Raw genomic sequence first — 11,808 nt, forward strand, 5'->3', positions numbered from 1 at the left:
TGATTTACCAGCCGCCCCCGCCCCCGTATCCTCGGCCCGGTCAACAACACGGAAATGCCCGATGCCTTCCAGCACAATTCTGACAGGTCAGGTCCTGACTTTTGCCCGCAGCCCGTTCGCGGGTGATCCAGCCGGTGCCGCGCAACTGCACGAGGCGGTGCATATCAGCGACGGTCATATCGCCGGGTTGGGAACGCTGGACACACTTCGCAAAACGGCGCCGCAAGCGAAGGTGATCCACCACCCCGACGCGCTCATCACCGCCGGGTTCGTCGATGCGCATATGCACTATCCGCAGACCGCGATCATCGCCAGTTGGGGAAAACGCCTGATCGACTGGCTGAACACCTATACATTTCCCGAGGAAATGCGCTTTGCCGATCCGGCCTATGCAGCCGAAATCGCGGATCGATACATGGAACTGGCGCTGGCCAATGGCACCACCACGATGGCCAGCTACTGCACCATCCACCCCGCCAGCGTCACCGCCTTCTTCGAGGCGGCAGAGGCGCGCGGCATGCGCGCGCTGGCGGGCAAGACCTGCATGGACCGCAACGCGCCCGAGGGGCTGCTGGACACGGCGCAATCAGCCTATGACGACAGCCGCGCGCTATTGCAGACATGGCACGGGCGCGGGCGGCTGGACTACATCATCACGCCGCGTTTCTCGCCCACCTCAACGCCCGAGCAGCTTGATGCGCTCGGCTCGCTCTGGGCCGAGCATCCCGATTGCCTGATGCAGACCCATCTGAGCGAGCAGCTGGACGAAATCGCCTGGGTGCGCAGCCTCTACCCGCAGGCGCGCGATTATCTCGACACCTACGAAGCTCACGGCCTGTTGGGTGCGCGCGGCCTCTATGGCCACGCCATCCATCTGGAGCCGCGCGAAATTGACCGGCTACGCGAGGCAGGCGGCGCGCTGGTGCACTGCCCGACATCAAATACCTTCATCGGGTCGGGCCTGTTCGACATGGCTGCGCGCAAGGCCGACGGGCTGCGCGTCGGGTTGGCCACCGATACAGGCGGCGGCTCCAGTTTCTCGATGCTGCGGACCATGGCGGCCGCCTACGAGATCGGTCAGCTGAGCGGCACGGCCCTGCACCCGGCGCAGCTATTGTGGCTGGCCACCGCCGGATCAGCCGAAACGCTGTATCTGGGTGACAAGATCGGCAACCTCGCCCCGGGGATGGAGGCCGATCTTGTGGTTCTGGACCTGACCTCGACCCCGGCCATCGCACAGCGCCACGCCCGTGCCGATGATATCTGGGAGGCGGTCTTTCCGACCATCATGATGGGCGATGACCGCGCCATCCGCGAAGTCTGGGTGCACGGTTCACGTATCGCAACATCGCCCCGTAGCTGACGATGGGTGTCAGCTTGGTAAAGGCGAAATTCGGGCCCTAGCCCTGCATGAGCCCCAGCGCCAACTCTCTTTGCCGGACAACTATCCGCTCCATGTCGACAGTTACCAGCCGCCCGCCGCGTACAACCTCCCGCCCGTTCACAAGCAAATCGCGCACGCGCATCGGGCCCGCCAGTAACAGCGCCGCCGGGTCCCAGCTGCCCGCGCTTTCGATCCCCGAGATGTCCCAGATCGCAATATCGGCACATTTGCCCGGCGCTAGCCGCCCGCAATCGGGCCGCCCCAACACATCCGCGCCACCGCGCGTTGCGATTTCCAGCGCCTCGCGGGCACTCATCGCGTCGGCGCCATTGGCCACACGTTGCAGCAACATGGCTTGTCGCGCTTCTGCCACCAGATTGCCCGCATCGTTGCTGGCCGATCCATCGACGCCCAGCCCCACCGGCACGCCCGCATCGCGCATGGCACGCACCGGGGCGATGCCACTGCCCAGACGGCAGTTGGAGCACGGGCAATGCGCGACACCGGTGCGCGTACGGGCAAAAAGGTTGATCTCGGGTTTATCCAGTTTCACGCAATGCGCATGCCAGACGTCAGGGCCGGTCCAGCCGAGGTCTTCGGCATATTGCCCGGGGCGGCAGCCGAACTGCGCTTCGGAATAGGCGATATCTTCGGCATTCTCCGCCAGATGGGTGTGCAGCATCACGCCCTTGTCACGCGCCAGCAACGCCGCCTCGCGCATCAGATCGCGGCTGACTGAAAAGGGCGAACAGGGTGCAATGCCGACACGACACATCGCACCTTCGGCGGGATCGTGAAAGGCGTCCACCACGCGAATGCAATCCTCAAGGATGGCCGCCTCATCCTCGACCAGCGCATCGGGCGGCAGGCCGCCCATGCTCTCGCCAATGCTCATCGCGCCGCGCGTGGGATGAAATCGCAGGCCGATTTCGGCGGCGGCATGAATGGTATCCTCCAGTCGCGCGCCATTCGGAAACAGATAGAGGTGATCGGCACTCAGGCTACAGCCGCTCAGCGCCAGCTCCGCCAGCCCGGCCTGCGCCGAGGCAAACATTTCGTCCGGTCCAAACTTCGCCCAGATCGGGTAGAGCGTCCGAAGCCAGCCAAAGAGAAGCGCATCCTGCGCACCCGGCACTGCACGTGTGAGGGTCTGGTAGAGGTGGTGATGGGTGTTGACCAACCCCGGCGTCACCACGCAGCCCGTCGCGTCAATGACCGTGCCGGGCGTGGTAAGGTTCTGACCGATCTCGACAATTCGGCCCTTTTTGATCAAAATATCCGCGTTAGAGATTTCACGACGGGCATCGTCCATCGTCACCGCCAGGGCGGCCCCCCTGACCAACAGGTCATTCATGCAAACTCTCTCAGGATCGCCAGCGCAGCCGCGTGTTGTTCGCGCCCTGCCGCCGCCAGCGCACGCCCGCCCTCATGGGCGGGACCGCCCTGCCAGTCGGTGACGATGCCCCCGGCCGCCTCGATCACCGCGATGGGGGCCTGAATGTCGTAGGCGTTCAACCCCGCCTCGATCACCAGATCGATCTGTCCGGCTGCCAGCAGCGCGTAGGCGTAGCAATCCATGCCGTAGCGGGTCAATTGCACGGCTTTGGCCACTTCGGCAAAGGCTGCACCTTCTTCTGCGGTGCCGACTTCGGGAAAGGTGGTCATCAGGGTTGCCTGACTCAGGGGGCGATTGCCGCAAACCGCAAGCGGCCTCATTCCCTGCGGGCCGTTCAGTTGGGCGCGACCGAACCCGCCCTCGAACCGTTCGCCGATATAGGGTTGATCAATCAGCCCGTAGATCGGGCCGGTATCATCCGAGACGGCGATCAGCACCCCCCAGGTCGGCGCCCCCGAAACAAAGGCACGGGTGCCATCAATCGGGTCGAGCACCCATTTCAGGCCGCTGCTGCCGGATTTCGCGCCGTATTCCTCGCCCAGGATGGCATCATCCGGGCGGCGCACCGCCAGAATGTCGCGCATCACGGCCTCGGCAGCGCGGTCTGCCACCGTGACCGGATCGAATCCAGTGGCATCCTTGTTTTCTGCAACCAATCCGCCGACACGGAAATGGGGCAAAATTGCCCCTCGCGCAGCATCAGCCAGCGCATGCGCCGTTTCAGAAATAGCGCAAATATCCATGTCCAGTCCTCCCGTGCCGCAGAATGCGACACGCGTAGACTGCCCGCCACGTCAGATCAAGCGACGTCGCTCAGAACCCGAGCCAGATCGAAAAGACGCCGACGCTGGTTTTCGGGAATGGCGTAGTAAGAACGCACCAGATCCAGTGCTTCCTTATCACCCAAGAGATCCGACGGCCCTGCTGTGACTGCATCAGCCCCGGTCTGCTGAGCTTCGATCCCCTCGAAGAAAAAGCTCACATCAACATCCATGGATGCCGCAATATCCCACAAGCGCGATGCGCTGACACGGTTTGCGCCGGTTTCGTATTTCTGAATTTGTTGAAATTTGATCCCAACACTTTCAGCCAGCTGCTGTTGCGTCATTCCGACCAGCCACCGGCGGTGCCGAATGCGTTTTCCTACGTGTACGTCCACGGGATGGGGCATTACGATATCCTTCTTACTGAAACCTGCCTAGTGCGGCCCTCAAAGGAGGCAGGTGTACTATTACTCAAATGTCAAATCCGCACGACCTGTTTACCAGTTGTGTGATCGTATCAGCCTAGCCAAAATATACAAGAATTTTCGCAAGTGGCGAGTTATTTGATCATGTTCTTAACAATTTTAGCGAGCAAAACATACGTTAGCGTATTCATCTTTCACGATTGCCACCGGTTTGACAGTCCCGCCTGGCGCGACTACGCCGAATCAACCGCCCCCACGCCGACACCAAATATTCCGGAGGATCGCACATGCGTGCCTTTCAAATCCAAGCCTTCGATCGCGCGCCGCAGATCGCCGAACTGCCGCTGCCAGAGCCCGGACCGGGGCAGATACGTCTGCGCATTCATGCTTGCGGTCTGAACTTCGCCGACCTGTTGATGATGACCGGCACCTATCAGGACACCCCTGCCCTGCCCTTTACGTTGGGCATGGAGGTCGCGGGCACCGTTGACGCCATCGGCCCGGACACCGACGCGCCCGCCCCCGGCACGCGCGTCGCGGTGTTCGGCGGTCAGGGCGGGCTGGCCGAATATGGCTGCTTCGATGCGGCCCGTGCGGTCGTGCTGCCTGATACGATGGACGATGTCACCGCCGCCGCCTTCCAGATCGCATATGGCACCAGCCATGTGGCGCTGGAGCACAGGGCGCGTCTGCAACCGAGCGAAACGCTGCTGGTGCTCGGCGCGGCAGGCGGAGTCGGCCTGACGGCGGTCGAACTAGGCAAAATGATGGGCGCGCGGGTGATCGCCTGCGCCCGGGGGGCGGACAAGCTTGAAATCGCCCGGGCGGCCGGGGCAGATCATTTGATCGACGCCGAGGCCGGCGATATCCGCGCCGCGTGCCGCGCCCTTGGGGGCGTCGATGTGGTCTATGACCCGGTGGGTGGCGATCAGTTCAAGGCCGCTTTCCGCGCCTGCCGTCCCGAAGCACGTATCCTGTCGATCGGCTTTGCCAGTGGCGAGGTGCCGCAAATCCCCGCCAACCATCTGCTGGTCAAGAATATCAGCGTGTTGGGGTTCTACTGGGGCGGCTATCTGGCCTTCCGGCCCGAGCTGGTGACCAACTCTCTGGCAAAGATACTGGAATGGCATCGCGACGGCCGTATCACGCCCCATGTCAGCCACAGCTTTCCGCTCGACCGGGCCGCTGACGCGTTGGCGCTGTTGCGGGCGCGCAAATCCACCGGCAAGGTCGTGGTGACGGTTCCCTGAGCCGTCACCTGCTGCTCACGGCCCGCACCGCAGGGATGGCAAAGCCCGACCGCACCATGATGGCCAATTGCTCTACCAGCGCGTTCTTCGGCGCACGCGCGCCATAAAGGTTGATCTTCTGTTTGCCGAGATCGGGCAGAGCGCCCTGATGCGGCACCAGTTCGAAATGCCGGGGTGCACTGCCTTCCAGCACCGCCGTTACCGCCAGATCGGCACTCACCGTCGCCTCGATCGCGCCATCCGAGTCGGAATCGATCGCCTGCTCCCAGTCTATTCCAGCGGCATCCAGTTGCCGGATCACCCCCGGGCGGAACAGGCAATTGCGGCAATGCGCGATCGGCAGCGGGCGCTGCTTCCACACTTCGCCGCCCGGCGCGCCGAACCATTTCAGCGGCATCTCGGTCAGGGTCTCGCCACCCGGCCCGACCACGGTTTCGGTGGTCAGGATCAGGTCTACTTCACCGCGCTCATACAGCTCGATCAGATTGCTGGAATATGAAGAGTTCAGGTGCACGCGCACCCGAGGAAAAGCGGCGTTGAACTGTTTGAGTACCCGCGGGATCGCCGGGTAGATGATGTCATGTGGGACACCGAGGCTGATTTCGCCCTCCCAGACCTGATCGGTCAGACGGCCCACAACTTCGTCATTCAGCGCCACCAACCGCCGCGCGTAGGTCAGTAGCTGGTCGCCCGCGCCGGTCAGCGCGATCTTGCGGTTCGAACGGTCCAGCAGTTCGATCCCCAGCAAATCCTCCAGCCGTTTGAGCTGCATCGACACCGCCGATTGCGTCAGGTTGAGGGCGGCCGCGGCGCGGGTGACACCGCCGTGATCCGTAACGGCCACGAAAGATCGGAGCGTCGTCATGTCCAAATTGCGCATTCATCACGCTCCTTGATGCTGTGGGCCATAAACATTCATTTTCAATATCAATCACACTCAGGCACTTATATCAACATCGCAAATGAAAACGCATCAACGCATCACGATTGGAAGTGGACTATATCATGACCTACCTATCCCGTACCCGCGCTCCTAATCATTCCGCACACGCGCAAGGATGGACCATTTCCGCGCTCGCTTCTCTCTACCGGTCACGCCGTGCGCTCGCCGGGCTGGATGAATACGCGCTGCGAGACATCGGCATCGACCGCAAAACCGCCCTGCGCGAAGCGCGCCGCGCCGTCTGGGACCTGCCGCGCTGCTGGGCACGCTGAGGCGGCCCAAGCTGCCCCCTCGCCCAGAAAAACTCCGGACTTTTCGGTGACATGAGCCCTTGAATTACCCACACACTCAACCGATATTGAGAGCGATGCGTCCACGATGGACGCCAACCAACACTTTAGGCGGAGGCACTGATGGCTGAATTTGATACAATCCGGACGGCGACGGGTACCCGCGCGGCCCAGATTGACCAGGGACTGCGGACCCATATGAACAAGGTCTACGGGACCATGTCCGTGGGCATGCTACTCACATTCCTGGCGGCTTGGGCCGTTGGCAACAACGCGTATATGATGCAGACGCTCTTTACCGGCATGACGCGTTGGGTCGTCATGTTCGCGCCGCTGATCATGGTTTTTGCCTTTGGCGCCGTGATCAACAAGCTGTCGGCAGCCGCTGCGCAGCTGTTCTTTTACGCTTTCGCGACCGTTATGGGCGTGTCGATCAGTTATATTTTCGTGGTCTTCACCGACTACTCGATCGCGCAGATCTTCCTGACCACCTCGATCGCCTTCGCAGGTCTTTCGCTTTGGGGCTACACCACCAAAAAAGATATCTCTGGTTGGGGCAGCTTCCTGATCATGGGCCTGATCGGTATCATCGTGGCCTCGATCATAAACATCTTCATCGGCAGCCCGGCTGTCATGTTCGCGATCTCGATCATCGGTGTGCTGATCTTTGCCGGTCTCACGGCTTATGACACGCAGTCGATCAAGAACGAGTACCTCGCGCACGCCCATCACGGCGACAGTGAATGGCTGGGCAAATCGGCGATCATGGGCGCGCTGCGTCTCTATCTCGATTTCATCAACATGTTCATGTTCCTGCTGCAACTGCTGGGCAACCGCGAATAACTTCGCGAGAACCTGAAAACCAAGACAAGGCCGACCTTCGGGTCGGCCTTTTTTTGTTGGTCCAGATGCGCAATACCCGCACTACTTGATGGGGATCGCAGCCTCACCACTCATTCAGCCCCTTCCCCACCATGATCCTCGATCTGCATTTCTCGATTCTCGCGGCGCGGATGCCGGGCGTTTTGGCAACTGAAAAATTTGACGTTTACCACCGCCCTCGTAGAACAGGATGGCCCACGCGTTTCGGAAGTTGAATATCTTCTGCAAATCCGGGAACGCAAAAAGCCGCGCTATTCCAGCGCGGCTTTTTCAAACTCTACAGTCAGGCAGATCGTTACTTGATCTTGCCTTCCTTGTATTCGACATGCTTGCGCACAACGGGGTCGTATTTACGAACCGTCATTTTCTCGGTCATGGTACGAGCATTTTTCTTGGTCACGTAGAAATGGCCCGTGCCCGCGGTCGAGTTCAAGCGGATCTTGATGGTGGTAGGCTTCGCCATTGGTTTTCTCCTGCGCCGGGAGGCCTTGCCGCCCCGTGAATTCGTTACAAGCCTGCCTTTTACCTGCCAGCGTGCCCGAGTCAACCGCGATTGTACAAATGACGCCCGGGGATCTCCCGGTTTTCTTCTTTGCAGAAAAACTCATGGGCCGATCACCGCTCTGCTGCACACCGCCAGCGGTAAGACGCCCATAAAATGCGCGGAGAGCCTGTAAGCCGGATTCTGTCCCGGGGGCGAGCCCCCATGGATGACCATTCATCTGAAGGCACCGTTACCGATGCCCCTCTAGCTGCCAACCCGGACCGCCGGGCCAAGACATGCCTGCAAGCGGTTTCGGTTGCCCGACCAGCCCTGCGCGCGGTCCCTATTTGGCATTGCTCCCGGTGGGGCTTGCCGTGCCGGTGCTGTTGCCAGCCCCGCGGTGGGCTCTTACCCCACCGTTTCACCCTTACGCCGGATTGCTCTGGCGCGGTCTGTTTTCTGTGGCGCTTTCCCTCGGGTTACCCCGGCCGGGCATTACCCGGCACCGTTGTCCTGTGGAGTCCGGACTTTCCTCCCCGACAGGCCGAAACCTGTCCAAGCGGCCATCCGGCCCTCCGCGCAGGGTTCAGTTAAGCGCGCTTGCCCTGCCGGTCAACGGGAAAGCGCGCCGCAATATCTGCCAGGACCGCCATGTCTGCCGCATCAAGCGGCCCACGTGCCCATGGCCGGTAGCGCAGCCGCACGGCCTTAAGGACATCGGCGTCGTCGAACTCCGGCCCATAGCCCACAAGCGCGGTCAACTTGCGAAAATCCGACAACGAGGCCCGTGCCCCCGGCATGGGCCAGATCGCCAGCCCCTGACGCGCCAGACGCCGCCAGTCAAAGCGCGGACCCGGATCATCCTTGCGGTTCGGCGCCATGTCGGAATGGCCGATGACACGCTCGGGCGGGATCGCCCAACGGTCCATGATACCGCGCACAAGGCGCTCCAGCACCCGCATTTGCGGCTCGGGAAACGGGTGTGCGCCCTGATTGGCCAGCTCGATACCGATCGAGCGCGAGTTGACCTCGTCCACCGCCCCCCAACGTCCAAGGCCCGCGTGCCAGGCGCGCTTGTCCTCGGGCACCAGTTGCCACAGGCGGCCATCCTCGGCGATCACGTAGTGACACGACACCGGCGGAATCACGGCGGGGTCGCAAAGACGCTCCACCGCCGCCTCGGCCGTCGTCATGTTGGTGAAATGCAGCAGCAGGATGTCTGGGCGCACGCCCCCCCGCCGGTCATTCATGTTGGGCGAACGTCTCTCGACGATCTCGGGGAAATCGGCGCGCACGCCGGATCAGCCGCCCTGCGCCTTGCGGAACGGGCGCGGGTCCCAGCCGCATGCATAGCCATCACCATCCGGATCGAGACCGAGCCGATCCCTCTCGGGGCCGCCCTTCTCGAGGAAATCGATCTGCGCCAGATCAGGTCCGGTATATTTCGCGCAATTCTTGGCGTAGCGCCCGCTCTTGTTTATGCCCGTGCGGCGATAGACCTTGGTGCCGATCGGGTGACGGGTGCTCAGAGCGTAGGCCACGATATTGGCTCCCTCCGCGCCCGTGCGGCTGGGTAGTGCCTCGACGGCGGCAACCTGGTATTGCTGGCGGTTGGCGGCAATCCGCGCCGCGTCATCCTCGATCGAGCGTTGATGGCCCACCGCATCGAAATTGTTCTCGTTCGAGATTCCGGCGCTGTTGACCACTGCAGGCGGCGGGTTGTCCGGGCTGGCCTGCACGACGCGCTCACCTGAATTGGCCGCGCGTTCCTCGGCCTGATCATCGCCACCAAGAGCCGCGCGGGTTTGTGCCGCGATCTGCGCGCTTTCCGACGTGTTGTTGTTCAGGCTGGTGGTGCTGACCGCAGCCGGTGGTGGAACGGGGTTGCCCGCCAGTTCAGCATCGCGCCGGGCCTGATATTCGGCGTAATCGCCAAAGCCGACGCCGGCGCCGGAGTTCGGCGCGCTGTCAGGAATGGAAGTGCCGCACGCCGTCAGCGCCAAGAGAGCGACGCCTGTCATGAATTTACGCATCATTTGTCCTGCAACATCCTGTTTGTCGGCGGTCTACCACCATTTCCCGGGCTTGGCTACAAATCCGGCGGCAGCTTCCAGTGCGTAGGCGCAATTTAGCAAGTCACCCTCTTCCCACGGACGACCGATCAATTGCAGCCCCAGCGGTAGGCCCTGACGGTCCAGCCCCGCCGGTATCGAGATCCCCGGCAACCCAGCCAGGTTCACCGTGACGGTAAACACATCGTTGAGATACATCGCCACCGGGTCTGCCTGCGCCATCTCGCCCAGTCCGAACGCCGCCGAGGGCGTTGCCGGGGTCAGGATTGCATCGACACCGTCGGCGAAGACCTCGTCGAAATCGCGCTTGATCAGCGCGCGTACCTTGCGGGCACGGTTGTAATAGGCGTCGTAAAATCCTGCGGACAGCACATAGGTGCCGACCATCACACGGCGCTGCACCTCCGGGCCGAACCCTTCGGCGCGGGTTTTCTCGTACATCTCGGTGATGCCATCGCCCTGCGCCAGTTTGGCCCGATAGCCGTAGCGCACGCCGTCATACCGCGCCAGGTTGCTCGATGCCTCGGCGGGCGCGATCACGTAATAGGTCGGCAATGCGTATTTGGTATGTGGCAGGCTGATATCGCGGATAATCGCTCCTGCGTCCTTCAGCATTTCCGTGCCATCAGCCCAGAGCTTCTCGATTTCGTCGGACATGCCATCCATCCGGTATTCACGCGGAATACCAATGACCTTGCCCTTGATATCGCCGGTCAGCATAGCCTCGAAATTCGGCACCGGCAGATTGGCGCTGGTGCTGTCCTTGGGGTCATACCCGCTCATCGCCTCAAGCATGATGGCGGCATCGCGTACGGATTTGGTCATCGGCCCCGCCTGATCCAGAGACGACGCAAAGGCGACAATTCCCCAGCGCGAGCACCGCCCGTAGGTAGGCTTGATCCCGGTGATGCCGGTGAAGGCCGCGGGTTGCCGGATCGACCCGCCTGTATCGGTGCCCGTGGCCCCGAGGCAGAGATCGGCGGCGACAGCACTGGCCGAGCCCCCCGAAGAGCCGCCGGGCGTCAGTGCGGCATCGTCATTGCCGCGCCGCCATGGGTTCACCGCATTGCCGTAGGTGCTGGTTTCGTTGCTCGACCCCATGGCAAACTCATCCATATTGAGCTTGCCCAGCATGACGGACCCCGCATCAAAGAGGTTCTGCGTGACGGTGGATTCGTATTCCGGCTTGAAACCTTTCAGTATCGCGCTGCCCGCCTGGCTGGCGACCCCTTTGGTGCAGAAAAGATCCTTGATCCCCAATGGAATGCCGCACATCGCAGGCGCTTCTTCGCCCCCTTGCAGGCGCTCATCGGCGCGGGCGGCCTGTGCGCGCGCCAGATCGGGTGTGTCGTGCACGAACGCCCCCAGCGCCCCCGCGCCCTCGATCTGATCAAGGCAAGCTTCGGTCAGTTCGGTGCTGGTAATTTCCCCCGCACGCAACTTGTCGCGCGCCTCAGAAATGGTCAGCGTATTCAGATCAGACATCATTCCACCACTTTCGGAACTGCAAAGAATCCTTCGCGCGCATCGGGCGCATTCGACAGGATCGCGGCCTGCTGGTCGCCATCCGTCACGACATCGGCCCGGCGCGCAAGACGCATCGGCGAGACGCTCACCATCGGTTCGATGCCGTCCACGTCCACTTCGTTCAGCTGCTCGATGAAGCCGAGGATCGTGTTGAACTCATCCGCCAGCGCTGGCAGCGCGTCCGGTTCCACGCGAATGCGTGCGAGCTTGGCCACCTTGGCCGCGGTTTCCAGGTCGATGGACATGACAAATCTCCGGTCGTTGCTGGCTTTTGCATTTATCCCTCGCCGCCGCGACGCGCAACCATCTGCGTGCGCTATTCCCTCACCTGCCCGGCCGAAGGCGCTGCACGCGCCCGGCAAAGGGCAAATTGACTGCCCGCACGCTTGGA

General features: G+C 62.2%; 13 protein-coding genes and 1 other RNA gene. 4 read left to right on the top strand and 10 right to left on the bottom strand.

All coding sequences use genetic code 11. From position 1 onward, the window contains the following. The first annotated feature begins 61 nt into the window (after positions 1-61). Positions 62-1,363, top strand: coding sequence for a guanine deaminase (gene guaD / locus O3306_RS10030; RefSeq protein WP_272006468.1), 1,302 nt, complete (start codon positions 62-64; stop codon positions 1,361-1,363). Between the two features lie 37 nt (positions 1,364-1,400). Here the strand turns inward: guaD and O3306_RS10035 are convergent, their stop codons facing one another. Genes O3306_RS10035 through O3306_RS10045 form a run of 3 tightly spaced genes read right to left on the bottom strand, consistent with a single transcriptional unit; the run spans position 1,401 to position 3,951 of the window. Beyond that, positions 1,401-2,738: an 8-oxoguanine deaminase gene (locus tag O3306_RS10035; protein WP_272006470.1), complete on the bottom strand. Its 1,338-nt coding sequence runs from the start codon at positions 2,736-2,738 to the stop codon at positions 1,401-1,403. After that, positions 2,735-3,523: an inositol monophosphatase family protein gene (locus tag O3306_RS10040; protein ID WP_272006472.1), complete on the bottom strand. Its 789-nt coding sequence runs from the start codon at positions 3,521-3,523 to the stop codon at positions 2,735-2,737. The genes O3306_RS10035 and O3306_RS10040 overlap by 4 nt, the downstream gene beginning before the upstream one ends. A gap of 56 nt (positions 3,524-3,579) precedes the next feature. Beyond that, positions 3,580-3,951 (bottom strand): helix-turn-helix domain-containing protein, encoded by a 372-nt coding sequence (locus O3306_RS10045; RefSeq protein WP_272006475.1) that lies wholly within the window; start codon positions 3,949-3,951, stop codon positions 3,580-3,582. A gap of 305 nt (positions 3,952-4,256) precedes the next feature. On the opposite strand from O3306_RS10045, the gene O3306_RS10050 reads away from it, so the two are divergent. Further along, the gene (locus O3306_RS10050; RefSeq protein ID WP_272006477.1) at positions 4,257-5,219 is read left to right on the top strand and encodes an NADPH:quinone oxidoreductase family protein; all 963 of its coding nucleotides are present in this window, start codon (positions 4,257-4,259) and stop codon (positions 5,217-5,219) included. A gap of 4 nt (positions 5,220-5,223) precedes the next feature. Here O3306_RS10050 and O3306_RS10055 read toward each other — a convergent pair whose 3' ends face one another. Beyond that, entirely contained in the window at positions 5,224-6,099 is an 876-nt protein-coding gene (locus O3306_RS10055) for a LysR family transcriptional regulator (protein ID WP_272006480.1), read from the bottom strand. Between the two features lie 125 nt (positions 6,100-6,224). Between O3306_RS10055 and O3306_RS10060 the strand changes: the two genes are divergently transcribed. After that, entirely contained in the window at positions 6,225-6,434 is a 210-nt protein-coding gene (locus O3306_RS10060) for a DUF1127 domain-containing protein (RefSeq protein ID WP_272006482.1), read from the top strand. Positions 6,435-6,575: 141 nt separating this feature from the next. Beyond that, on the top strand, positions 6,576-7,295 hold the full coding sequence (locus tag O3306_RS10065; RefSeq protein ID WP_272006485.1) for a Bax inhibitor-1/YccA family protein: 720 nt from the start codon (positions 6,576-6,578) through the stop codon (positions 7,293-7,295). 334 nt (positions 7,296-7,629) lie between these two features. On the opposite strand, the gene rpmG is transcribed toward O3306_RS10065, so the two are convergent. From rpmG to gatC, 6 genes are all read right to left on the bottom strand, one after another. Beyond that, positions 7,630-7,797 carry a 50S ribosomal protein L33 gene (gene rpmG, locus O3306_RS10070; RefSeq protein WP_007799108.1) on the bottom strand — a complete coding sequence of 56 codons (168 nt, stop codon included), beginning with the start codon at positions 7,795-7,797 and terminating at the stop codon, positions 7,630-7,632. Positions 7,798-7,992: 195 nt separating this feature from the next. Further along, positions 7,993-8,397: RNase P RNA component class A (gene rnpB / locus O3306_RS10075), an RNA gene on the bottom strand. Positions 8,398-8,408: 11 nt separating this feature from the next. Next, positions 8,409-9,068, bottom strand: coding sequence for an N-acetylmuramoyl-L-alanine amidase (locus O3306_RS10080; RefSeq protein WP_272006597.1), 660 nt, complete (start codon positions 9,066-9,068; stop codon positions 8,409-8,411). Positions 9,069-9,119: 51 nt separating this feature from the next. Beyond that, complete coding sequence (locus O3306_RS10085) at positions 9,120-9,851, bottom strand: hypothetical protein (protein ID WP_272006488.1); 732 nt, start codon at positions 9,849-9,851, stop codon at positions 9,120-9,122. Between the two features lie 33 nt (positions 9,852-9,884). Beyond that, entirely contained in the window at positions 9,885-11,375 is a 1,491-nt protein-coding gene (gene gatA / locus O3306_RS10090; RefSeq protein ID WP_272006491.1) for an Asp-tRNA(Asn)/Glu-tRNA(Gln) amidotransferase subunit GatA, read from the bottom strand. Beyond that, a complete protein-coding gene (gene gatC / locus O3306_RS10095) occupies positions 11,375-11,662 on the bottom strand; it encodes an Asp-tRNA(Asn)/Glu-tRNA(Gln) amidotransferase subunit GatC (RefSeq protein WP_272006494.1) in 288 nt (95 codons plus the stop codon). The genes gatA and gatC overlap by 1 nt, the downstream gene beginning before the upstream one ends. Between the last annotated feature and the right edge of the window lie 146 nt (positions 11,663-11,808).

Origin of the sequence: Roseovarius sp. ZX-A-9 (assembly GCF_028369135.1) — a bacterium.
GTDB lineage: Bacteria > Pseudomonadota > Alphaproteobacteria > Rhodobacterales > Rhodobacteraceae > Roseovarius.